The sequence below is a fragment of the Flavobacterium sp. genome, assembly GCF_043760115.1.
GTDB lineage: Bacteria > Bacteroidota > Bacteroidia > Flavobacteriales > Flavobacteriaceae > Flavobacterium.
Genome location: NZ_JAYUPK010000086.1, coordinates 1 through 22838, shown reverse-complemented (window position 1 = coordinate 22838; position 22838 = coordinate 1). Strand labels below are relative to the sequence as shown.

The following is a 22838-nucleotide window of genomic DNA, read 5'->3' as shown; positions in this document are numbered from 1 at the left end:
ATTCCAAATTTCAATTGATAATCTATTGGAATTTGGAATTTCTATTTTTATTTAATTGTGTCTGGATATTACTCTTCCTAATTTTTTAGAAAACATATTAGTAAGTCCTAAATAATCAATAACCATAGATAAAGTTTCATTATTATCTTGAACTTCCTCTTCTAGAGAAACTTCATTTTTTACAGAAGTTTTTAATTCATCTATAATTTTATTTACTAAAAACCATCTTAATGTTAGTATGGTTTCTGAAACATATTGTGCAATGGTTTTGTCTTTTTGTTTTACGTAAATGTGTTTTGCTTCCCAATTATGCAACACGTCGCGCTCGTCATTCATTAATATAGATGTAACTTCTTGAGACAAATCTGGTGAAAGTTGCGATAAATATTTTTCTAATTCAAAGGTTTCATTTTCATTAAAATATGAAATCAAATTAGTGTAAATTTCTTGAAAAAGTGGGTTTGCCAGTTGAATTTCATCTTCTTGCAAGCTCAAGAAAATTCTATTAAAAACTTTGTAATTATTAAGTTCTTTTACCTCAACCATTTCGCCGTTTTCATTTGCTTTTAGCAAAATGTCTTCAAATTCGTCTTCTACATTTCCGTACAAAAGTAGAATTTCTATAATTTTATGTTCTAGTTCAAACTGAATATCAACAGTTGCACTTATAACAATATTTTCATTTTTATGAACTTCAAATGCAGTTTGCTCTTGCTTTAATTTTTTACCAATTTCTTGAACGTCTTTTTTTACAATTTGCGCCAAAGTATTAAACAAAACATCTTCAGAAATATCCATAATTCTTGATACTTCTTTAATGTAAACTTCGCGTTTAATTCTGTCTGGAATTTTAGAAATACTTGCTACCATATCTCTAATTAAATCAGCTTTTTTTATAGGATCATTCTTGGCATCTTTCATTAAAATAGATGCTTTAAACTGAATAAAATCCATGGCATTTTCTTCTAGATACACTATTAAATCTTGCAAAGGTGTTTTTTTAGCAAAACTGTCTGGATCTTCTCCATCTGGAAAAGTACATACTTTTACGTTCATTCCTTCTTCAAGAATTAAATCAATTCCACGAATTGAAGCTCGCAAACCTGCAGCATCACCATCAAAAAGTACTGTAATATTTTTAGTTAATCTGTTTATTAATCTAATTTGATCAGATGTTAAAGCTGTACCAGAGGAAGAAACTACGTTGTCAATTCCGGCTTGATGCATTTGAATAACATCAGTGTAACCTTCAACCAAAAAACAATTGTCTAGTTTTGCAATAGCTTGTTTAGCATGAAAAATTCCGTACAAGACTTTGCTTTTATGATACAAATCGCTTTCTGGCGAGTTTAAATACTTGGCTGCTTTTTTATCATTAGTTAAAATTCGACCACCAAAACCCAAAACTCTACCTGACATGGATTGAATTGGAAACATTACGCGACCTTTAAATCTATCAAACTGTTTGTCTTCGCCAACAATTGTTAGTCCAGTTTTTTCTAAAAATTCTAGTTTATAACCTTTTCCAAGTGCTTCTTTGGTAAATGCGTCCCAAATATTTGGCGAATATCCTAAATTGAATTTCTTAATAGTATCATTTGTAAATCCGCGTTCTTTGAAATATGAATAACCAATTGCTTTTCCTTCTTCAGAATTTAAAAGTACATCTTGAAAATAGTTGGATGCAAATTCTGAAACTAAATACAAACTTTCTTTTTCGTTGGCACTTTCTTTTTCTTCGTTAGAAAGTTCGGTTTCAACAATTTCAATATTGTATTTTTTTGCCAAATATCTGATGGCTTCTGGATAGGAAAAATGTTCGTGTTCCATTACAAAAGCTATGGCATTTCCTCCTTTTCCTGATGAAAAATCTTTCCAAATTCCTTTGGCTGGCGAAACCATAAACGATGGCGAACGCTCGTCTGAAAACGGACTCAAACCTTTAAAATTACTTCCAGCACGTTTTAGTTGAACAAAATCGCCAATGACTTCTTCAACTCTTGCTGTTTCGTAAACTTTATCTATAGTGTCTTTAGTAATCAATTTAAAAAAAAGGTTTAAAAGTTTATTGGGTTTAAAAGTTTGAGGGTTTAAAGTTACACGTTTAAATAAAAAAAACTGCACGATTTTTAAAAAACCTTGCAGTTGATATGTAACTAATCCTAAAATAAATTTTGTTAATTAAAATCGAAACGTACACCTAATGAAATGTTATTTTGTTTTACAACATTGTTTTCAAACATTGGATTTAAATCGTATTTTGCATATAAACTCATTTCTTTATAACCAATATATCCACTAATTCCGTAAATAAAATTGTTTACATTAAAATCACCTTTTTGTTTTACTTTATAATCTTGACCATCATCTTCAAATTTTTGAAATTGCTTAGATTTAATTCTTAATCCAGCATAACCACCAAAACCTAGTCTTAAACTTTGGTGCGATTTAAATAATTTGGTTCCATCTTCTTTTATTTTAGTTTTAGAAAAATCGAATTCTAAATGCAATGGCGCAACTAAATATACGTTTCTAAATCTTGAATCTTGTAAATCAATTGAACTCGTTTGTAATAAAGTTTGATTACCAGATTTTACAAATATTCTATCTTCTGTAGGACGAAGATTGTTGTACATTAATGACATTCCGTATTTTAAATGTAACAAATTACTATTGTTTAAAATTCTTGTATTTAAAGTTGTTCCCCATTCGTAAAAGTGTGATCCAAGATATCTAAAATCTGAATTTTCTGCCTTTCCATCTGTTGCTAAATTGTTAAATCCTGCTGCAAAAATAAATTGCGATGTGGTTCTTTTTTCAGAAACATTATCAAGTGAATCTCTGTATTTTTGATATTTTTCACTGTTTTTTCCAGATGATTTATTAAAAATTACTCCAAAACCACCTTTTTTATAACTTTCACTAAGTTTTCCATCTACTTTTTCTTGAACTAAATTTTTTAATTCATCTTGTAATGAGGCAACTCTTGTTTCAATATTTTTTGCTCTAACTTCTGCCAACTGTTGTTTTTTTACATCTGCTTGCGCTTGAGAAATTGTTCCTTTTTCTACTTGAGAATTAAGGTCTTCAATTTCTTTTTTCAAACTCTCTTTTTCGTTTTGAGTTATAGTTTCAATTTTTACTGCAATTGCATTTGCTCTGGCTTCGAAGGTGTTTTCTTGAGCTACAATTTTGCTAACAAAAAGGCACAAGATTAGTGTTAAGTAAACGATTAAATTTCTCATAATTTCTAGTTTTTTAATCTGAATTGATTTCAGATTCTGATTAATGATTTATTGATTATTTCTGTTAGCAACAGCAACTTTTACAGTTTCAAAATTTCGTTTTAGTTTTTGAAAATTTGTTTCTCTGTAATCTTTGTTTATTTCGCCATCAACTTGCGATAATAAACTGCTTGCATTTACCGAAACTTTAGTTTGTTTTACAGATTTTCTAGCTTTGTCGACTGATGCTAAAAGTGTTTCTGCAGAAACATCTATTTGTTTGTTGGTTGTTGCAATTTCTTTGTTTTCCGTAATAGGATTTTCAACTTGAACAATAACTTGATCTGTTTGTAATGAAATTTCTTTTACTATTTTCTCTGTTGTTTTTTGATTGATGATTGAATTATTTATTTCGGGTAGCGAGTTGCGAGTTGCAAGTTTTGTATTGTTGTTGGATTGAATTATTTGTTGAATTTTTTCTATTGGATGTTCAATTTCTTGATTTTCATCTTCTTGAATTACTTTTGAATTTTGAATTTTGTTATTGCTATTGTTATTGTTATTGTTATTGTTCTGATTTACAACTTCATTATCAATTGCAATTTCATTTGAATTTAATTGATAAATAATTGTTCCAAGAGTTAACATTCCTAAAAAACAAGCAGCAATAAATAACCAACTAAATCCTTTTTTAGATTTTTTTTCTTCGGCAACCGTAAGCATTGCGTCCAGTCTATCCCAAGCCATTTCGGTTGGTTTAATTTCGCGAGAATTTAATTTTTCTCTTATTTGATTTTCTATATTATTCTGTTCCATTACTGTAATTTTTTAACTTGTTAATCTGTTCTTTCAACATTTTTCTAGCGTGCGATAATTGCGATTTTGATGTTCCTTCATTAATACCCAACATTGTCGCAATTTCTTGATGCTTAAATCCTTCTACACAATATAAATTAAAAACCATTTTATAACCATCTGGCAAATTGTCAATTAAAGATTGAATATCATCTACAGAAAACTGACTTTCAATATTGTTAAAACTGTCTTCGAAATAATTTTCGTCTTCAATAAACTTAACTTTTTTCTGAACTCTGATATAGGAAATACATTCGTTTATGATTATTCTTCTTATCCAACCTTCAAAGCTTCCTTTGTGTTCAAACTTATTTAAATTGGTAAAGACTTTCATGAAAGCAGTAATCATTATGTCTTCTGCATTGTGCAAATCTTTAATGTATTGTCTGCAAACACTTAACATTTTTGGCGAAAACTTAGAATAAATCTTTTGTTGCGCATGTCTGTTGTTGGCGACAGCTAACTCGATTAATTCTTTTTCTTCTTGATGTAAGTTTATTACTTTCATTTTTAGTGTTCAGTGCTCAGTGTTCAGTGTTCAGTTTATTACGTTCGTTACAGTCTTCTATTAGCATAGACGATTGTAGTTGTAAAAAGGTTGCATGATTTTGTAAAAATAATTATAATATTTTATAATTTATTGATTATAAATTATTTACGGTTCAATTTTTTGCCTTTTTTTGTCATTCTGACGCAGGAAGAATCTCATCAAACTACTTTATTTATGTTGGTGAGATTCTTCCTTCGTCAGAATGACAAGATTGCGCTGAAGTTAATTTTGCAATTCTATTGTGAGATTCCTACGGAATGACAAACTTTGGGATAACTGTTATTATGAATTTGCGTTGAAATTAATTTTTATTATTAATTTTTATTATTAATTTTTGATATTAATTTTTGATATTGATTTTTGATATTGATTTTTGATATTGAAAACTTTACTTCTTACGTTCAATAACATAATTAACCATTAAGATAAGACTGTCCTTATATTCTGAATATTGAAAATCTTTAAGCAATTCAAGTGCTTCTTGCTGAAATTGAACCATTTTACTTTCTGCGTAAGTTAATCCGTTTTTGTCTTTTACAAATTGGATTACTTCTTTTACTCGTTTTTTGTCTTTGTTGTGATTTTTAATAGAATTGATGCACCAACTTTTTTCTTTGCTTGAACAATTGTTTAAAGCATATATTAAAGGTAGCGTCATTTTTTGTTCTTTGATGTCAATTCCTGTTGGTTTACCAATGGCTTCGTCTGTATAATCAAATAAATCGTCTTTAATTTGAAATGCCATTCCGATGAGTTCACCAAATTTTCGCATTTTTTCTACTAAAATTTCATCTTCTGAAACTGATTTTGCACCAAGTGCGCAGCATGCAGCAATAAGTGTAGCTGTTTTTTGTCGGATGATTTCGTAGTAGATTTCTTCATCTATGTCTAATCGTCTTGCTTTTTCTATTTGAAGTAATTCGCCTTCGCTCATTTCGCGAACGGCAACTGAAATTATTCTTAGTAAATCAAAATCGCCATTGTCTATAGAAAGTAACAATCCTTTCGAAAGTAGAAAATCGCCAACAAGAACTGCAATTTTATTTTTCCAAAGTGCATTTATTGAGAAGAAACCTCTTCTACGATTACTGTCATCTACAACGTCGTCGTGAACCAAAGTTGCGGTGTGAATAAGTTCAATAACACTTGCGCCACGATAGGTTCTTTCATTAACTATACCGTTGGAAATCATTTTGGCAGTTAGAAAAACAAACATTGGTCGCATTTGTTTTCCTTTTCTGTTTACAATATAATAGGTTATTCGATTTAGCAAAGCCACTTTGGAAGTCATCGATTCGTAGAACTTTTTCTCGAAAAGTTCCATTTCTTTGTTAATTGGCTGTTTTATTTGTGCAGTGATGTTCATTGTTGCTACAAAAATAGGGATTTTGTAGATAGAAATGATGTTGTTATTATAAACTTAACTTTAGTTGAAATGGTATGTTTTTTAGCCCTGATGGGAATGGAAATCCTTTCTTGTCTTGAACTTGTTTCAAGATCTTGAAACAAGTTCAAGACAAGAAAGATTGGAATGACAGCAGGAAAATGGTTTATTGAAAATGCCCAAGCCATTTGCTACTTATGAAGAATTTTATGCTTCTTTATTGGCAAGTTGACCGCAAGCTGCATCAATGTCTTTGCCTCGACTTCTTCTTACTTTGACTACGATTCCAACTTTTTGCAATTCGGAAATGTATAGATTTACTGCTTCTGGTGATGCTTGTTGAAATTCGCCGTCGTCAATTGGATTGTATTCTATTAAATTGACTTTGCACGGAACGTATTTACAGAATTTTACCAATGCTGCGACGGCTTCTTTATTGTCATTGATGCCTTTCCAGACAACATATTCGTAGGAAACCTTGCTTTTGGTTTTGCTGTACCAATATTCTAACGATTCGCGCAAATCTTTAAGTGGAAAATTGGACGAAAAAGGCATGATTTTGGCTCGAACTTCGTCTATTGCTGAGTGAAGTGATACTGCTAATTTGAATTTTACATCGTCGTCTGCCATTTTTTTAATCATTTTTGGTATTCCAGATGTGGACACCATAATTCTTTTTGGTGACATTCCCAATCCTTCGTTGGATGTAATCATATCGATGGCTTTGATTACGTTATTGTAGTTCATTAACGGTTCGCCCATTCCCATAAAAACAATGTTTGAAAGTGGACGATTGTGATACAATTTACTTTCGTTGTCTATGGCTAGAACTTGGTCGTAGATTTCGCCTGGCTCTAGATTTCGCATTCTTTTTAGCCGTGCTGTTGCGCAAAAATTACAATCTAAACTGCAACCAACTTGGCTTGAAACGCAAGCTGTAGTTCTTGTATTTGTTGGAATTAAAACACTTTCTACTACCAAACCATCGTGCAAACGAACTGCGTTTTTTACTGTTCCATCTTCGCTTCGTTGCATTGTGTCGACATTGATGTGATTGATTACAAAATTGGCTTCTAGCATTGTGCGTGTTTCTTTGGATACATTGGTCATATCTTCAAAAGAATGTGCGCCTTTACTCCACAACCATTCGTAAACTTGATTTCCACGAAAGGATTTGTCGCCATTGGAAACAAAAAATTCTCGAAGTTGCGTTTTAGAAATGGCTCTGATGTCTTTTTTCTCAATCATTGTGCAAATTTAGTTTAATTTGTTGATTTGGTTATTTGTAATTTTGTAATTTTGTTTACTAATATTTATTATTATGGATATTCAAATTCAAAAATTAGAATTAATAGAATGGTTAGTTTCAATAAATGATAAAAAAATTATTGATTCTTTAACTAAATTTAAAAATACTGAAAATACTGAAGCGAAAGAAATATTAACTGTGAGTCAAAAAAAAGCAATTGATAAAGCATTGTTTCAAGTTGAAAATAAAGAAACTATTTCACATGATTTAGTAATGGAAGAAACTAAAAAAAGATATCCTAATTATTTTCAAAAATGAAAATAGAATGGACACTTCTTGCAAAGAAAGATTATTGGCAAAATATTGAATATTTAGAGCGTGAATGGAATGAAAAAGTCGTAGAAAATTTTATTTTTAAAGTAGACGAAACTATAAACTTATTGTCTCATAATAATGTAACATTTGTTAAAAGTGATTATAAAGATGTTTATAAATTTGTAATTATAAAACAAGTTTGACTGTTTTACTATATAGATTCTGATGTATTATATTTACTACGCTTTTGGAATAATTATCAAGATCTAGAAAATTTTAAATTACAATAAATAAAACTGAATTATGGGAATTTCTGAATTAAAAAATAAGATACATCAACAAATTGAGAATTCTGATGAAAAGATATTGATTCAGATTGCTAAATTATTGGAAACAAATGCAATTATATCTTATGATTTGCATGGCAATGCATTAAATCTAGAGCAATATAATAATCTAATTGACAAAGGAATAGAAGATATTAAAAACGGTAATTTTATTTCTCAAGAAGATTTAGAGAAAGAAATTCAAAGTTGGTATAATGTCTAATTATAAAATTGTATGGTCTTCAAGTGCAATTCAAGATTTAAAAAATATTAAAAATAATATTTCCATAAATAGATTAACACAAATAGTCAATTCTCCTAAGAAAATAATTTTTGCAGAACAATATCAAATCGATGAATACAGAAATGATTGCAGAAGAATATTTGTTGAAAATTATAAAATTTTATATCAGACTAAAAATAATAGAATTGATATTATCAGAATATTTAATTCTAAACACAATCCAGTAAATAGCAAATAATAAAATGCACTTCATATCTCAAGAATTAGAACTTTACGTAGAAAATCATTCGCAAGAAGAACCAGAATTGTTGGTTCAATTGTTTAAAGAAACGCATCAAAAAATTCTGCAACCTAGAATGTTAAGTGGTCATTTTCAAGGAAGAGTTTTAAGCATGTTATCTAAAATTATAAATCCGAAAAGTATTTTAGAAATTGGAACTTACACTGGTTACGCAGCTTTATGCTTGGCAGAAGGTTTGCAAAAAGATGGAACGTTAGATACTATTGATGTTAAAGAAGAATTGGTTTCAATTCAACAAAAATATTTTGATTTATCACCTTGGAAAAACCAAATTACGGCTCATCTTGGTGGCGCTTTAGAAATTATTCCGACATTAAATAAAAAATACGACTTAGTTTTTATTGATGCTGATAAAGAAAATTACATTAATTATTTTAATTTAATTGTGCCAATAATGAATAAAGGTGGTATTATTTTATCTGATAATGTGCTTTGGAGTGGCAAAGTTCTTGAAGAATTAAACCCAAAAGATACTAGTACAAAAATTCTCTTAGAATACAATAAAATTGTAAATGAAGATAAAAGAGTAGAAACAGTTTTATTACCAATTCGAGATGGGTTATCGGTTTCTAGGGTTTTGTAGAACTTAAATACTTGTTTGATTTAGTGAAAACCGATCAATTAAATATCCATAAAACTTATAAAATAAAAATCCAAAAGTTCCTCCATAAAGATAACCTATAATAATATCTATTGGAAAATGTAATCCTAAGTAAATTCTGCTGTAAGCAAATATCAACGGAAATGAAAATAATATAAAAGCATATTTGTAATATTTTCTAAAAGTTAAAAATACAAATACTGTTGTAGCCATTGAACTTGTTGCATGTCCAGAGAAAAAACTAAAAGAATCACTTTGAATTACAACTCGTATTAAATTTTTAATTTGTAAATCATTACAAGGTCGTAATCGTTGTATTGTGTTTTTAAAAAAATTAGCGCTTTGATCACAAATTAAAATTAGCAATGCAATTAAAAATATATAAATAGTTAAATTTTTCCAACCAATTTTTTTGTACAATAAAAAGAAAACCAACAAAAATAATGGTGTCCAATTTATTTGTTTTGTTATAATTAACCAAAATCCATCAAATGTTGGTGAACCCAAATTATTAAGAAATATAAATAATTGTTTATCTAAATCAATAATTTTTTCAAGCATTATTTTTGTCTTTTAATTGGTCCTGTTAAATCTTCAAAATCTTGTTTTATTTCTTCAATAGGATTTTTTGTAACGTCTTCAGAATTTTGTAAAACACTACTTTTAATACTTTCTACTTCATTAGTAAAATTACTAGTAATTTGTTTAAATGAAGTATCAATTCCATTATCGAAGGCACTTTTTTGAATTTCGCCTTTAATATCGTTTGATGCATTTTTAATTTGAGCCATAACTTTGGCAAATGTTCTTGCAGCTTCAGGAATTTTATCTGTTCCAAAAAGCATTAATGCAACAATAATTATGAATACTAATTCACCGCCACCAATTCCAAACATTTTACTTTTATTTTTTTATTAATTTCTTTGCAACAAAGATAAGTATGTTTAAATAATTTATTTTTTATTCAAATTTAGATTTTACTTCCGCTTTTGGCCAAGTATTATTTGTAACATCAATATCGGCAGTTTCTTGTTTAGAATCCAATTCAATTTTAGTTACTACTTTATCTGTTGCAAATGTTCTGCTTACTTCTTTATCGTTCATTCTCCATATTTGAGCTGGAAATTTATGCGATTCTTTAGTTCCATCTTCAAATGTTAAATCTACAAGAATTGGCATTACTAATCCTCCAGGTTTATCAAAAGTTACTTGATAAAAATATTTAGGTTCTTTTAATTTTGCTCTTTCTTCTGCTGTAAATTTTTCATTTATATAATCGTCAAGCGCTTTATAATCTGATATTTTAAATGGTTTGTTCAACTCTGATTTAAAATCTTCACTTCCATCGGCAATCATGTAAACCATTGGCGCGTTTCCAGAATCTCTTCTTCGTCTAGTTTTTAAAAATTCGGTAACTTCTTTAGATGGTTCGTTGCTAACGAAATATTTTTTTACCTCTTTAATTCCAATATCATTATAGTCTGTAGAGTAAAACCAACCTCTCCAAAACCAGTCTAAATCTACCGCAGATGCATCTTCCATAGTTCTAAAAAAGTCTTCTGGTGTTGGATGTTTAAATTTCCAACGATTGGCATAGGTTTTAAAAGCATAATCAAATAATTCGTGTCCCATTACAGTTTCACGAAGAATATTTAATGCTGTTGCAGGTTTACCGTATGCATTGTTTCCAAACTGACGAATACTTTCAGAATTAGACATAATAGGTTCTAATCCTTTTTGATCGCCACTCATGTAAGGAATAATATTTTTAGCTGGACCACGACGTGTTGGAAAATTAGGATCAAATGATTGTTCTGCTAAATATTCTAAAAAAGAATTTAATCCTTCGTCCATCCAAGTCCATTGACGTTCGTCAGAATTTATTATCATAGGAAAGAAATTGTGTCCAACTTCGTGACAAATTACGCCAAGCATTCCGTATTTAGTTTGATCTGTATACTTTCCTGTTTCGTCTGGTCTTCCATAATTCCAGCAAATCATTGGATATTCCATTCCTTGATCTTTAGCATTTATAGAAATTGCTTTTGGATAAGGATAATCAAATGTATATTGAGAATAACTTTTTAATGTGTGGGCAACAATTCTTGTAGAATATTCTTCCCACAACGGATTTCCTTCTTTTGGATATAACGAAATTGCCATTGCCGTTTTACTTCCAACTTTTACTGCCATTGCATCATAAATGAATTTTCTAGAAGTTGAAATTCCAAAATCTCTAACATTTTCTGCTTTAAATTTCCAAGTTTTTTTCTTGTCAGAAAACATTTTTTCTGCTGCTTCGGCTTCGGCTTGAGTTACAATTATTACTGGTTTGTCAAATGTTTTTTCTGCAAGCGCATAACGTGCCAATTGTGCAGGCGTGAAAACTTCGCTTCTGTTTAACAAAGTTCCTGTTGCTTCTAAAATATGATCTGCAGGAACGGTAATGTTTACTTCATAATTTCCAAAGGGTAAAGCAAATTCTCCTGAACCCCAAAACTGCATATTCTGCCAACCTTCAACATCATTATAAACTGCCATTCTTGGATAAAATTGAGCCAAAACATAAAGATTATTTCCATCTTTGTCAAAATGTTCGTATCCAGAACGACCACCATCAAGCAGATAATTATTGATGTTGTACCACCATTTTATTGAGAAAATAAATTTTTCTCCTTTTTTAAGTGGTTTTGGCAACTCAATTCGCATCATTGTTTGATTTACCGTATACGGAATGGCCTTTCCCAATGCATCTTTTACATATTCTAAATTAAATCCTCCATCAAAATCTTCTTCAAGATATTTTCTAGAAAAACCTTGTACTCCGCTTGCCGGATCGGTTTTATTACTTTCTATTAATGGCGAAAGTGATTTTCTAGATTGCTGATTTTGATCTAATTGCATCCAAATATAATCTAATGATTCTTTGGCGTTATTAGTATAAGTTACCGTTTCGTTTCCGTAAAGTTTTGTGTTTTTATCGTCCAGCTCAATGTCTATTTTATAGTCGGCTTGTTGCTGATAATATTCTGGTCCAGGTGCGCCAGATGCAGTTCTATACATATTTGGTGTTGCCAACAAATCGTACATTTGTTTAAATTTATCAGAGTTTTTTTCGCTTGACTGAATAACTTTGGGAGTTTCTTGAGCAAAAATTCCAACAGAAAATAATAAATAACCGAACTTTAAAAAAGAAAAAGATAACTTCATAACCTATAAATTGTTTAAGCTATAAAAGTATAGTTTATTTTATCAAAGAAATAGGTTTGATTTTATTTTAACATTCCTTTATAATTTTCAGATGTTAAAAGTAAACTTTGCTTTTCACCTTTAATATTGGCTTGAATTACATTTTGTTGTTCGTCATTTATTTCTAACAATGCATTATTTTCAATACTAAGATTATCAATTTTAGAAATTTCTTTAGAATTAAAATAGCATACTAATATTGTTGTTTCTACTTCTTTACTCAAATAATTTATTGGTTTAGAAACACCATTTACCTTTATTTTAAATTTTTCAGATAAATATTTTTTCATCAATACAACATCTTCTGGAGTTTCTTTGTCTGTTCCTATAAATGTTTGTTTATTAAATTTTTTTTCTAATGCTGTATTTAAATCATCAATAAAAATTCTAGAAGTTATTTCTAACATTTTCTTTTTAGGAACATAATTTATTTGATAAATAGAAACATAAAATTTATGGAAACTACTAGAGGTTAAAGCAATAAACAAAATAAAAATTAAAGTAATGTTAAGTGTTTTCTTCATTTTTCAAATGTACTAATTCTATTATATCTGATTTATATTTTACGAAATTCTTCACTCTTTTTTATTAAATACTCAATTAACAACACTTCGTTTTCATATTTTAATAATTTATTTTCAGAAACTTCATTTGTATCTGCAAAATTTAAAAACAAAGGTATTTCTTCATTTTTTAATTTCAACGTTTGTGAAAAAAAATGATAGGTAAACTTTTCCTTTACAACATCTGCAAAGATTAAAAATGTTCTTTTATTATACGATTTATCTTTTTTAGGTTTTGGTTTAAAAATAGCATTAAATAATATTTTGCCAATGGTTACAAAATTTATTCCATCTAATGATTTATCAACGTTTCCGTTTACACTATTTACAGGTTTTGTAGTAGATGAAATTTCATAATCTCTTGGTTCTAATTTTTCTCCTTTTAAAAGTGGCACATCTATGGTTTTTATTTTTTTACTATCAGATGCTAAATCTCCAGTTAATTTTATTGGTTTAATTATTACTTCATCTAAAACATTTACTGAAACATCTAATTTTATTTTTAAAACTTCAAATCCAAAATCGCTTTCTTCTACAATTAATCTTACAGTATCAAAAGCAACACTAGAAATAACTAAAGTATCTTTGGCTTTTGCATAAATAGAAAACTTACCAAAATCGTCAGTAATTGCAACAATATTAGAACTAATATTGGTAATTGTAACTCGTTCTACCGCCAAAGTATCTGAAACTATTTTTCCTCTAAAAATTTGTCTTGGAACAAATTGAGAAAATAAAAAACACGGAAAAAGCAATAGTAAAAGTAATTTCATAAGTTATTTTTTACTAATTATTTCATTATATTTTACTGCCAAATCAACTAAAATAAAAGTTGCCATAGTTTTATTTTTATCTTTTATAGTTGCAACAAATTTTTCGTCTTCAACAATATAATACTTGAATCCTTTTACATATTCTGATGGAATTTTTAATGTTTCTGTATAATAATTATCTTCAAATAAATTGTCTAACTTATCCAGAAATAGCTCTTTTCTTTCTATAATTAGTTCTTTTTTAAGCAGTGCAGTTCTGCCCGAAATTTTATTTATAATTGCGTCAACATCTAATCCACCACCAACAATTTTTATTAAATCAATTGCTTTAAAATCGCCTGCTGCTCTTAGTTTTCTTTCTGCTGGAGTATATCTTTTAACATTTTTAGAAATTATTCCGAGAGAAATTGCATTTATATTTTTGTATTCATTGATTCTAACTTCATCAAGTTCACGAATTAAAGATTCCATTTTTACTAGAAATAATGTTTTTTCAAAATCGTCTTTGCTTAATGCAATTTTAATTCCTTTAAATTGTACTGCCGAAAAAAGTAACGTATCGCCAACGCTTGCATTAATTGAGAAAAAACCGTTTTTTAAGCTAGCTGTAGAATTATCTGTTTTTAAATTTACAATATAAATGCCTTCCAAATCTGAATAATTTGCAACAATTTTACCATTTAATACTGCGGTTTTAGTTTCTTGAGCATTCAAAAAATTAGTTAGTAACAAGAAAAATAAAATTATTCTAAAATTGTTCAAAGTAATTGGGTTGTAAATAATTGCTTGCGTAAAAGTATTTTATTGTATTCCAAAAAATTAGCCAATGTAATTGTAAATTTGTGTTAATTATTAATTTGTAAGTTTGTAACATAAAATTTATATTTATGAAAAACCTATTCATAGCAAGCACTTCAACAATTTTTGGTGGCGAATATTTAGATTATTTATTACCCCAATTGCAACTTCATTTTAAAGGTTGTAAAACAATTTTATTTATTCCTTATGCAAGTCCAGGCGGAATTTCGCATACTGATTATACATTTAAAGTTAATCTTGCTTTTGCAAAAATTAATAAAAAAGTGATTGGTTTGCACGAGTTTGAAAATCCAATTGAAGCTTTAAAAAATGCAGAAGCAATTTTTACTGGTGGCGGAAATACATTTTTGTTGGTACATCAATTGTATAAAAATAAAGTGATGCACGTTTTACAACAAGTTATAGAAAATGGAACTCCATATTTAGGTTGTAGTGCTGGAAGTAATATTACAGGAATTTCTATGCAAAACACTAATGATATGCCAATTATTTATCCTGAAAGTTTTAAAACTTTGGCAGCAATTCCGTTTAATTTAAATCCACATTATTTGGATGCCGATTTGCAAAGCAAACATATGGGAGAAACTCGTGAAACTAGAATTAAAGAATTTCATGCCTTTAATAATGAACCAGTTTTAGGATTACGTGAAGGAAGTTGGCTAGAAGTAAAAGGTGAAAAAATAATTTTAAAAGGAACTTTAACGGCAAGATTATTTAAGCAAAAAGAAATTCCAATAGAAATTGAAAGTGGAACTGATTTAAATACAGTTATTTAAAATAAAAAACCTCAAATTTTCATTTGAGGTTTTAAGAGCGAAAGACGAGGCTCGAACTCGCGACAACCAGCTTGGAAGGCTGGAGCTCTACCAGCTGAGCTACTTTCGCATAATCTAATAATTATAAAATAATCATTAATTATTGGTGAGTGCAAAGATAACATTACTTTCAAAATTTGCAAACTTTTTTTAAAAAATTTTACGTAGATAATATTTTACAAAAACATAATGACCTAATTGTTTTATTATTAAATTGTTATCACTTTCTTTGTATCAGAAAATAATATGGAAACAATTAAAGAAATAGGTTTTAACGACGTAATTTCTGTTAGACACGCAGTTTTAAGACAAGGAAAACCTGTAGAAAGTTGTACTTTTGTTGGCGATGATTTGCAAACTACAACTCATTTTGGGGTAATAATTAATGAAAAAATAGTTGCTATTATTTCTTTATTTCTAAATAATAATAGTAATTTTAATGTTGTTATTCAATATCAAATTAGAGGAATGGCAGTAGTACAAGAATTTCAAAAACAAGGTTTTGGAGCTTTACTTGTAAAACATTCTGAAGCATTTATTTTAAATAAAAAAGTAAATTTTATTTGGTTTAATGCAAGAGAAAATGCAGTTGAATTTTATAAAAAATTAGGTTACAGAATAGTTGGAAATTCATTTACAATACCAGAAGTTGGTTTGCATTATTTAATGAAAAAAGAAATTGGTTAAACGCCTATGAATAAACTTTACTTTATTTTAATACTTATTTCAATAACAAGTTGCTCAAGAAAATCTAACGATGAATCTTCTGCAAGTGCCTCTTTTATTGACGGTTTTGAACTGTTTCCTTCTGCTATTATTAAAATTGATTCTACATTAATTAATAATTTCAATAATGAAGATTTAAAATTATTTTACAAACATTTTAATAATGAAACCGTTTGGACGTCTGAAACTAAAAGAAAATATGTTTTAGAAGAATTACTAAATGCAGACAAAGAAGGTTTAGAAAGTAAAGATTATCAATATTCTATATTACAATCTTACGAAAATGATTATTCTAAACTTGCCGATTCTAGCTTGGTAAATTATGATTTATTGCTAACAAAAAACCTTCAACTTTACACTAATCATGTCGGAAAAGGAAAGTTAAAAGCAAGTGATGTATACAATGATTGGGATTTAAAAGAAAACATTGTAGATGTAAATTCATTATTATTTGACGCAATTGAACATGATAATTTAAAAATTACAATAGAAAAAACGAAGCCAAATCATATAATTTATAAAAAATTGAAACTGGCATTGCAACAACTTGTGCTTTATCCAAAAGATTCTATTGACTATATTGTTCTTGGAAAAGATAAAATTTTACCCAATAAAAAATACAAAATTGTGTACACCATTAAAAGACGATTAATGTATTGGAACGATTTAAAACATCAAGATACATTAACTGGAATTTACGATGCTGAAACCCAGCAAGCAATGAAAGTTTTTCAAGCAAGACATGGATTAAATCCAGATGCAATTATAGGAAAAGCAACAATTGAAGCTTTAAATTACACAAAAAACCATAGAATTGAACAAGTAATTGCCAATTTAGAACGTTGGCGTTGGTTTAAACACGATTTTGGAAAAAATTATTTATTAATAAATATTCCAGATTATTCTATTGTTGCTGTAAAAGATACTGATACAATGCAAGCTCAAAGAATTGTAGTTGGTAAAGAATCTAGAAGAACTCCAATTTTAGAATCTAAAATTTCTAATATTAATTTAAACCCAAATTGGACTGTTCCTCCAACAATATTAAAAGAAGATATTTTTCCAGATGCTATTAAAAACAAAGGTGCTTTTAGAAAAAAAGGTTTGGTGATTATGAATTATAAAAACCAAGAAATTAATCCGTATTCTTGGAAAATAGCAGATGCAAAAAAATACAAATACGTACAAAAACCTAGTAGAAACAATTCATTAGGATCAATGAAAATAAATTTTCCTAACAAACATTCTGTTTATTTACACGATACCAATCACAGAGATTATTTTAATTTTACGTTTAGATCGTTAAGTTCTGGTTGTGTTAGATTAGAGAAACCTTTAGAAATGGCTTCCTATTTAATAAATGACGAAGAAAAATGGGATTTACAAACCATAAAAGACACAACTGATATTAATTATTATATCAAATTAAAAAAAGATAAAGAATTAAAATTAGCGCAAAAAAACGCAAAATTGCTAGCAAAGAATCCAGAATTAGTAATTGCCAAAAAAGTATTTGCAAGACCAGAATTAAAAACAATTGTTATACCTATTAATGAAGAAATTTTAATTCATCAATTGTATTGGACAGCTTGGATGACCAATGGAAAACTTCAATTTAGAGAAGATATTTATTGTTCAGATCATCAATTATATGCAATGCTAAGAAATTAACTTAGATTTACTAGTATAATTTTTAGAAGGATGATAAATAAATAAACACGATTTATTTTTAATTTTGTTTATAATTTTAGCACTTAATTCTACTGGCAATGCAGGACAACCTTGACTTCTACCTAACCTACTGTGGTTTTTTATAAAATCTGTAGAAACATAATTTGCACCGTGAATTACTATTGCTCTTTTTCGTGCCTTATCATTAATTCCACTTTCTAAACCATCAAGTTTTAATGAAGTTCCGTGCGAACCGTTATAAACTTCTGCAGTAGCAAAAAATCCTAAAGAACTTTTATACGATTCTTCTTCGTTAGAAAAACTAGTAGCATATTCTTCACCAGAATTTTTTCCGTGGGCAACAAGAGAATGATACAAAATTTTATTTTCTTCTAAATCTATAACCCACAATCGTTTAGAGTTAGAACTTAAACTAAAATCTACAATTGTCATTAAATCACTATTAATTTTTCCAGAATCTTTTAAACGATAAAATCCTTCAAGAGCTTGAGAAAAACTTTCTAACTTGGGCAAAACAAAATTGTTTGCATCCAAAGAATTATATACAATTTCAACACTTTTTGTAGTGCTTTCAAAAACAAAATTCTTTGGATTAGAATCTTTTAGATTTGGGGCAAAAGACATTAATGCAAACAATAAAACATAGACTAATTTATTATATTTCATATAAAATAGGTTAATTAATGGTAAATTTGGGATGACAAATGTAGGGAAGATAATTTATTTAAAATGTAAATTTTTGATAAATTTATCGTTTAAATGTAAATTTTAACGTTATTGTACATCTTTTAAGAAATAATATATTATTTTTCTTACTTAAAATCAATTAATTTTATGATAAACTTATCATAATTAAGAAAACTAATACAAATGATTACTTTTATATGATAAAATAAATATCTTTGCTCAATCAATCAAAAACCTTATGAATAAGTTACGCTTTTTACTATTTTTCAGTTTTCTATTTGTGATTAGTTTATCATTTTCTCAAAAGAAAACCTTAACAACACAATTCACAAAAGAGAAAATTATAATTGATGGAAAATTTGACGAAGAAATTTGGAAAATAACCAATATTGCCACTGATTTCTTTATGCTAGAACCAGATAATGGTAAACCAGCAAGTAAAGAAAGACAAACAGAAGTAAAAGTTGTATATGATAATTCGGCAATTTATGTTGCTGCAACTATGTATGACGAAGATCCAACAAAGCAACGAAAAGAACTTACACAAAGAGATAATTTTGTTACAGCAGAACATTTTGGAGTTCAATTAAATGGATATAATGATGGACAACAAGAATTTAGATTTTTTGTAAGTTCTGCTGGAGTTCAAATAGATATTTTATATACAGAAGCAACTGGTGAAGATTTTTCTTATAATGCAATTTGGGACAGTAATGTTAAAATAACAGATAAAGGTTGGACTGTAGAAATGAAAATTCCTTATGCAGCATTACGATTTTCATCTGAAAAAACGCAAACTTGGGGTTTAAATTTTTATAGAGAGTTTCAACGAGACAGACAAAAATATTCTTGGAGTTTAATTGATAATAAAATTAGTAACGAAGCTATACAAGCTGGTGTTCTAGAAGGAATTGAAAACATAGAAACTCCAACAAGATTGTTTTTAATTCCGTATTCGTCATTTTATTTAAATGCTAAGGAAGGTGTAAAAACCAAAGGCGAACTAAAAGGTGGATTGGATATTAAATATGGTATAAATGATGCCTTTACACTTGATGCTATTCTAGTTCCAGATTTTGGTCAAACTGCATTTGATAATGTAGAACTTAATCTTGGTCCATTTGAACAACAATTTAATGAAAACAGACCATTTTTTACAGAAGGAACAGAACTTTTTAGTAAAGGCGATCTATTTTATTCTAGAAGAATTGGCGGAAGTCCATCTACATTTGCAGCGATAACTGACGATGAAACTTATATAGAAAATCCATCTAAAGTTAACTTATTAAATGCCTTAAAAATTTCTGGAAGAACTAAAAACGGATTGGGTGTTGGTGTTTTAAATGCAATTACTGACAATACCTATGCACAAATTCAAAATACAATTACAGGTGAAGCTAGAAAAGAATTAATTGAACCATTGGCCAATTATAATGTATTCGTGCTAGACCAACGTTTTAGAAAAAACTCTTCTGTATCATTTATTAATACAAATGTTACTAGAAATGGAGAATATAGAGACGGAAATGTTACCGCAGCTTTATTTGACTTGAACACTAAAAAAAATACATTTAATCTTTCTGGAGATTATAAATATAGCGTTGTTAATGATTTAGGTATTGATAAAAATAAAACTGGTTACAATGCAACATTAAATTTTTCTGAAAGAAGTGGAAAAATTAGATATGGAGTTGGTGGAGAATATTTTTCTAGGAATTTTGATAAAAACGATTTAGGTATTTTGTTTCAAACGCACTATCATAGTTTCTATGCCAATGCAAGTTATAGAATTTTAAATCCAACTAAAAATTTTAACTCTTTTGGAGTATTTATAAATACTTATTCTGAATTTGATAATTTAACAGGAAGAATTCAAGGAGCAAATTTAAACGCACAATGCAACTTTTCTACTAAGAAATTTGATTTTTTTAATTTTGGAATTAATAGTAGACCTGTTGACACTTACGATTTTTATGAACCAAGAACAGATGGAGAAACAAAATTTTTTACTATTCCTAAAAGTATAAATTCATTTATATATTTTTCTTCTAATTATGCAAGACGATTTGCAATTGATATTAATCCTTCTTTCGGCTTTATAAATGAAAAAAACAGAGTAAATTATGGATTTTATGTTGGTCCAAGATATAGAATATCTGATAAAGTTGCAATAAACTATGATTTTAGATTTAACAGACAAAATAATAATGTAGGTTATATAACTACAACAAATACTGACGAAATTATTTTTGCAAGACGAAACAGAATTACATACACTAACCAATTTACAGGAAAGTATACGGTTAATAATAATATGAATTTTAATTTTACAATTCGTCACTATTGGAGTTACGCCATAAATAATCAATTTTTAACCTTGCAAGATGATGGTTCTGTAATTAATAACACTTCTTATACTACTAATAGAAATTCTAATTTTAATACTTGGAATATGGATTTGTCTTATTCTTGGTGGTTTGCTCCAGGAAGTCAAATTTCTGTTTTATATAGAAATAATTCAGCAATTTTTGAAAGAGAATTTGAAAGAGATATTTCTACAAATTTTAAAAATTCATTAAATCACGATAACTTAGATCATATTTTTTCTATAAGCGTTCGCTATTTTATAGATTATAATTCATTAAAAAGTAAAAAATAATTGAAATTTTAAAACTGTCCGATTGTAACTAATCGGATTTTTTTTATACATAAATCACACATTAAAATATATTTCACTTTTAAATAAAGTATATTTGTTTTAAATAAATTTTAAGATGAAAAAGAAAGTAATTTTAATGATTCTTGATGGTTGGGGAAAATCGCCAGATCCAAAAGTTTCTGCAATAGACAATGCCAACATTCCATTTATTAACAGTTTATATACTAAATATTCTAACGCTCAACTTCGCACTGATGGTTTAAACGTAGGTTTACCAGAAGGTCAAATGGGAAACAGTGAAGTTGGACACATGAATCTTGGAGCAGGAAGAATTGTGTATCAAGATTTAGCAAGAATAAATCTAGCCGTACAATTTGACACTTTAAAAACCGAACAACCTTTAATAAATGCTTTTCAATATGCTAAAGCAAATAATAAAAAGGTACATTTTTTAGGACTTTTGTCCAATGGTGGTGTTCATTCTCATACTTCGCATTTATATTCTTTACTTGATGCCGCATCAGAATATGGATTAGAAAAAGTATATGTTCATGCATTTACTGATGGACGCGATGTTGATCCAAAATCTGGAATAAATTACCTTCAAGAATTACAGAATCATTTATCAAAATCTAAAGCAAAATTAGCTTCTGTTATTGGACGATATTATGCAATGGACAGAGACAAACGTTGGGAAAGAGTAAAACTTGCTTACGATTTATTGGTAAACGGAAATGGTAAACATTGTTCAAATATAGCAGAAGAAATTCAGTTGAGTTATGATACTATTGTAACTGACGAATTTATAAATCCTGTATTGATGGTTGATGAAAATAAGCTACCAATTGCAACAATTGAAGAAGATGATGTTGTAGTGTTTTTTAATTTTAGAACCGATAGAGGAAGAGAATTAACAGAGGCATTATCTCAAAAAGATTTTCACGAATTTAATATGCACAAACTTAATTTGTATTACGTTACAATGACCAATTATGATGATACTTATAAAAATGTTCACGTAATTTATGATAAAGACAATCTTACAGAAACACTTGGCGAAGTATTAGAAAAACACCATAAAAAACAAATAAGAATAGCTGAAACAGAAAAATATCCACATGTAACATTCTTCTTTTCTGGCGGAAGAGAAATTCCGTTTACAGGTGAAACTAGAATTTTAAGAAATTCTCCCAAAATTGCAACTTACGATTTACAACCAGAAATGAGTGCGTTTGATCTTACAGATGCTTTAATTCCAGAATTACAAAAAGCAGAAGTTGATTTTGTATGTTTAAATTTTGCCAATGGCGATATGGTTGGTCATACTGGAATTATGGAAGCCGCAATAAAAGCTTGCGAAGCAGTTGATGCATGTGTAAAACAAGTTGTAGAAACTGCTTTGGCAAATAATTATACCACAATTATAATTGCCGATCATGGAAATTGTGAAACAATGATAAATCCTGATGGAAGTCCAAATACTGCTCATACAACAAATCCAGTTCCAATAATTTTGGTTGATAACGAACCAATTATTATTCACAATGGCGTTCTTGGCGATATTGCACCAACAATTCTTGAACTTATGGGAATTGAAAAACCTCTTGTTATGACTGGGAAATCGTTGTTGTAAATAGTTAAAATAATTTTTAAACTATTAAGAAAATTAAGAGTTGTAATTCTTAATGAAACTTAATATCGTAATAGTTTTTAAAAAAGTAACCATTTCAATTTTTTAAACCATTAAAGTATCAAGAAAATTAAGAGTTGTAATTCTTAATGAAACTTAATATCGTAATGGTTTTT

23 protein-coding genes and 1 tRNA gene are annotated in these 22838 nt (G+C 28.4%); 10 read left to right on the top strand and 14 right to left on the bottom strand.

Features of this window, described 5'->3' with window-relative positions; translation table 11 throughout:
- Positions 1-51: 51 nt before the first annotated feature.
- From dnaG to rlmN, 6 genes are all read right to left on the bottom strand, one after another.
- Entirely contained in the window at positions 52-2043 is a 1992-nt protein-coding gene (dnaG, locus tag ACH2BC_RS07395; protein ID WP_395053354.1) for a DNA primase, read from the bottom strand.
- A gap of 134 nt (positions 2044-2177) precedes the next feature.
- Positions 2178-3245 carry a hypothetical protein gene (locus ACH2BC_RS07390; RefSeq protein ID WP_395053353.1) on the bottom strand — a complete coding sequence of 356 codons (1068 nt, stop codon included), beginning with the start codon at positions 3243-3245 and terminating at the stop codon, positions 2178-2180.
- A 48-nt stretch (positions 3246-3293) separates the two neighbouring features.
- Entirely contained in the window at positions 3294-4040 is a 747-nt protein-coding gene (locus tag ACH2BC_RS07385) for a hypothetical protein (RefSeq protein ID WP_395053352.1), read from the bottom strand.
- Entirely contained in the window at positions 4027-4587 is a 561-nt protein-coding gene (locus ACH2BC_RS07380; RefSeq protein WP_395053351.1) for an RNA polymerase sigma factor, read from the bottom strand. Before ACH2BC_RS07380 ends, ACH2BC_RS07385 begins: the two co-directional genes overlap by 14 nt.
- Before the next feature lie 430 nt (positions 4588-5017).
- Entirely contained in the window at positions 5018-5995 is a 978-nt protein-coding gene (locus tag ACH2BC_RS07375; RefSeq protein WP_395053350.1) for a polyprenyl synthetase family protein, read from the bottom strand.
- A 225-nt stretch (positions 5996-6220) separates the two neighbouring features.
- Positions 6221-7261, bottom strand: a complete 1041-nt coding sequence (gene rlmN / locus ACH2BC_RS07370; RefSeq protein ID WP_395053349.1) for a 23S rRNA (adenine(2503)-C(2))-methyltransferase RlmN — start codon at positions 7259-7261, stop codon at positions 6221-6223.
- A gap of 73 nt (positions 7262-7334) precedes the next feature.
- On the opposite strand from rlmN, the gene ACH2BC_RS07365 reads away from it, so the two are divergent.
- The 5 genes from ACH2BC_RS07365 to ACH2BC_RS07345 all read left to right on the top strand — a co-directional run bounded on the left by ACH2BC_RS07365 (position 7335) and on the right by ACH2BC_RS07345 (position 9031).
- On the top strand, positions 7335-7580 hold the full coding sequence (locus tag ACH2BC_RS07365) for a hypothetical protein (RefSeq protein WP_395053348.1): 246 nt from the start codon (positions 7335-7337) through the stop codon (positions 7578-7580).
- Positions 7577-7780, top strand: a complete 204-nt coding sequence (locus ACH2BC_RS07360; RefSeq protein WP_395053347.1) for a type II toxin-antitoxin system RelE/ParE family toxin — start codon at positions 7577-7579, stop codon at positions 7778-7780. The genes ACH2BC_RS07365 and ACH2BC_RS07360 overlap by 4 nt, the downstream gene beginning before the upstream one ends.
- A 100-nt stretch (positions 7781-7880) precedes the next feature.
- Positions 7881-8126, top strand: a complete 246-nt coding sequence (locus ACH2BC_RS07355) for a hypothetical protein (RefSeq protein ID WP_395053346.1) — start codon at positions 7881-7883, stop codon at positions 8124-8126.
- Complete coding sequence (locus ACH2BC_RS07350; protein WP_395053345.1) at positions 8119-8385, top strand: type II toxin-antitoxin system RelE/ParE family toxin; 267 nt, start codon at positions 8119-8121, stop codon at positions 8383-8385. The genes ACH2BC_RS07355 and ACH2BC_RS07350 overlap by 8 nt, the downstream gene beginning before the upstream one ends.
- A 4-nt stretch (positions 8386-8389) precedes the next feature.
- Positions 8390-9031, top strand: coding sequence for an O-methyltransferase (locus ACH2BC_RS07345; RefSeq protein WP_395053344.1), 642 nt, complete (start codon positions 8390-8392; stop codon positions 9029-9031).
- Positions 9032-9034: 3 nt separating this feature from the next.
- Here the strand turns inward: ACH2BC_RS07345 and ACH2BC_RS07340 are convergent, their stop codons facing one another.
- The 6 genes from ACH2BC_RS07340 to ACH2BC_RS07315 form a co-directional block, all read right to left on the bottom strand.
- The gene (locus ACH2BC_RS07340) at positions 9035-9610 is read right to left on the bottom strand and encodes a phosphatase PAP2 family protein (protein ID WP_395053343.1); all 576 of its coding nucleotides are present in this window, start codon (positions 9608-9610) and stop codon (positions 9035-9037) included.
- A complete protein-coding gene (locus tag ACH2BC_RS07335; protein ID WP_395053342.1) occupies positions 9610-9945 on the bottom strand; it encodes a twin-arginine translocase TatA/TatE family subunit in 336 nt (111 codons plus the stop codon). Before ACH2BC_RS07335 ends, ACH2BC_RS07340 begins: the two co-directional genes overlap by 1 nt.
- 64 nt (positions 9946-10009) lie before the next feature.
- Positions 10010-12259, bottom strand: a complete 2250-nt coding sequence (locus ACH2BC_RS07330) for a M1 family metallopeptidase (RefSeq protein ID WP_395053341.1) — start codon at positions 12257-12259, stop codon at positions 10010-10012.
- A 62-nt stretch (positions 12260-12321) separates the two neighbouring features.
- Positions 12322-12822 (bottom strand): DUF6702 family protein, encoded by a 501-nt coding sequence (locus ACH2BC_RS07325; RefSeq protein ID WP_395053340.1) that lies wholly within the window; start codon positions 12820-12822, stop codon positions 12322-12324.
- Positions 12823-12854: 32 nt separating this feature from the next.
- A complete protein-coding gene (locus ACH2BC_RS07320; RefSeq protein ID WP_395053339.1) occupies positions 12855-13634 on the bottom strand; it encodes a hypothetical protein in 780 nt (259 codons plus the stop codon).
- Between the two features lie 3 nt (positions 13635-13637).
- Positions 13638-14348, bottom strand: coding sequence for a hypothetical protein (locus ACH2BC_RS07315; RefSeq protein ID WP_395053338.1), 711 nt, complete (start codon positions 14346-14348; stop codon positions 13638-13640).
- Positions 14349-14521: 173 nt separating this feature from the next.
- Here ACH2BC_RS07315 and pepE point away from each other — a divergent pair, with 173 nt between their 5' ends.
- Positions 14522-15229, top strand: coding sequence for a dipeptidase PepE (gene pepE / locus ACH2BC_RS07310; protein ID WP_395053337.1), 708 nt, complete (start codon positions 14522-14524; stop codon positions 15227-15229).
- A 36-nt stretch (positions 15230-15265) separates the two neighbouring features.
- Here the strand turns inward: pepE and ACH2BC_RS07305 are convergent.
- A tRNA-Gly gene (locus tag ACH2BC_RS07305) sits at positions 15266-15338 on the bottom strand.
- Between the two features lie 176 nt (positions 15339-15514).
- Here ACH2BC_RS07305 and ACH2BC_RS07300 point away from each other — a divergent pair.
- Together ACH2BC_RS07300 and ACH2BC_RS07295 are read left to right on the top strand one after the other, a co-directional pair.
- Positions 15515-15955 (top strand): GNAT family N-acetyltransferase, encoded by a 441-nt coding sequence (locus ACH2BC_RS07300; RefSeq protein WP_395053336.1) that lies wholly within the window; start codon positions 15515-15517, stop codon positions 15953-15955.
- Positions 15956-15961: 6 nt separating this feature from the next.
- Positions 15962-17665 (top strand): murein L,D-transpeptidase, encoded by a 1704-nt coding sequence (locus ACH2BC_RS07295; RefSeq protein WP_395053335.1) that lies wholly within the window; start codon positions 15962-15964, stop codon positions 17663-17665.
- Here ACH2BC_RS07295 and ACH2BC_RS07290 read toward each other — a convergent pair.
- Entirely contained in the window at positions 17654-18352 is a 699-nt protein-coding gene (locus ACH2BC_RS07290) for a murein L,D-transpeptidase catalytic domain family protein (protein WP_395053334.1), read from the bottom strand. The two genes, ACH2BC_RS07295 and ACH2BC_RS07290, sit on opposite strands and share 12 nt — an antisense overlap.
- A gap of 259 nt (positions 18353-18611) precedes the next feature.
- On the opposite strand from ACH2BC_RS07290, the gene ACH2BC_RS07285 reads away from it, so the two are divergent.
- A complete protein-coding gene (locus tag ACH2BC_RS07285; RefSeq protein ID WP_395053333.1) occupies positions 18612-21032 on the top strand; it encodes a DUF5916 domain-containing protein in 2421 nt (806 codons plus the stop codon).
- 115 nt (positions 21033-21147) lie between these two features.
- Positions 21148-22665 carry a 2,3-bisphosphoglycerate-independent phosphoglycerate mutase gene (gpmI, locus tag ACH2BC_RS07280; protein WP_395053332.1) on the top strand — a complete coding sequence of 506 codons (1518 nt, stop codon included), beginning with the start codon at positions 21148-21150 and terminating at the stop codon, positions 22663-22665.
- Positions 22666-22838: the final 173 nt, after the last annotated feature.

What these genes read in the sequence shown, in the direction of transcription:
- ACH2BC_RS07390 (WP_395053353.1), bottom strand. Translation starts at nt 3,245, where the DNA reads ATGAGAAATTTAATCGTTTACTTAACACTAATCTTGTGCCTTTTTGTT.
- ACH2BC_RS07385 (WP_395053352.1), bottom strand. Translation starts at nt 4,040, where the DNA reads ATGGAACAGAATAATATAGAAAATCAAATAAGAGAAAAATTAAATTCT.
- ACH2BC_RS07380 (WP_395053351.1), bottom strand. Translation starts at nt 4,587, where the DNA reads ATGAAAGTAATAAACTTACATCAAGAAGAAAAAGAATTAATCGAGTTA.
- ACH2BC_RS07375 (WP_395053350.1), bottom strand. Translation starts at nt 5,995, where the DNA reads ATGAACATCACTGCACAAATAAAACAGCCAATTAACAAAGAAATGGAA.
- rlmN (WP_395053349.1), bottom strand. Translation starts at nt 7,261, where the DNA reads ATGATTGAGAAAAAAGACATCAGAGCCATTTCTAAAACGCAACTTCGA.
- ACH2BC_RS07365 (WP_395053348.1), top strand. Translation starts at nt 7,335, where the DNA reads ATGGATATTCAAATTCAAAAATTAGAATTAATAGAATGGTTAGTTTCA.
- ACH2BC_RS07360 (WP_395053347.1), top strand. Translation starts at nt 7,577, where the DNA reads ATGAAAATAGAATGGACACTTCTTGCAAAGAAAGATTATTGGCAAAAT.
- ACH2BC_RS07355 (WP_395053346.1), top strand. Translation starts at nt 7,881, where the DNA reads ATGGGAATTTCTGAATTAAAAAATAAGATACATCAACAAATTGAGAAT.
- ACH2BC_RS07350 (WP_395053345.1), top strand. Translation starts at nt 8,119, where the DNA reads ATGTCTAATTATAAAATTGTATGGTCTTCAAGTGCAATTCAAGATTTA.
- ACH2BC_RS07345 (WP_395053344.1), top strand. Translation starts at nt 8,390, where the DNA reads ATGCACTTCATATCTCAAGAATTAGAACTTTACGTAGAAAATCATTCG.
- ACH2BC_RS07340 (WP_395053343.1), bottom strand. Translation starts at nt 9,610, where the DNA reads ATGCTTGAAAAAATTATTGATTTAGATAAACAATTATTTATATTTCTT.
- ACH2BC_RS07335 (WP_395053342.1), bottom strand. Translation starts at nt 9,945, where the DNA reads ATGTTTGGAATTGGTGGCGGTGAATTAGTATTCATAATTATTGTTGCA.
- ACH2BC_RS07330 (WP_395053341.1), bottom strand. Translation starts at nt 12,259, where the DNA reads ATGAAGTTATCTTTTTCTTTTTTAAAGTTCGGTTATTTATTATTTTCT.
- ACH2BC_RS07325 (WP_395053340.1), bottom strand. Translation starts at nt 12,822, where the DNA reads ATGAAGAAAACACTTAACATTACTTTAATTTTTATTTTGTTTATTGCT.
- ACH2BC_RS07320 (WP_395053339.1), bottom strand. Translation starts at nt 13,634, where the DNA reads ATGAAATTACTTTTACTATTGCTTTTTCCGTGTTTTTTATTTTCTCAA.
- pepE (WP_395053337.1), top strand. Translation starts at nt 14,522, where the DNA reads ATGAAAAACCTATTCATAGCAAGCACTTCAACAATTTTTGGTGGCGAA.
- ACH2BC_RS07300 (WP_395053336.1), top strand. Translation starts at nt 15,515, where the DNA reads ATGGAAACAATTAAAGAAATAGGTTTTAACGACGTAATTTCTGTTAGA.
- ACH2BC_RS07295 (WP_395053335.1), top strand. Translation starts at nt 15,962, where the DNA reads ATGAATAAACTTTACTTTATTTTAATACTTATTTCAATAACAAGTTGC.
- ACH2BC_RS07290 (WP_395053334.1), bottom strand. Translation starts at nt 18,352, where the DNA reads ATGAAATATAATAAATTAGTCTATGTTTTATTGTTTGCATTAATGTCT.
- ACH2BC_RS07285 (WP_395053333.1), top strand. Translation starts at nt 18,612, where the DNA reads ATGAATAAGTTACGCTTTTTACTATTTTTCAGTTTTCTATTTGTGATT.
- gpmI (WP_395053332.1), top strand. Translation starts at nt 21,148, where the DNA reads ATGAAAAAGAAAGTAATTTTAATGATTCTTGATGGTTGGGGAAAATCG.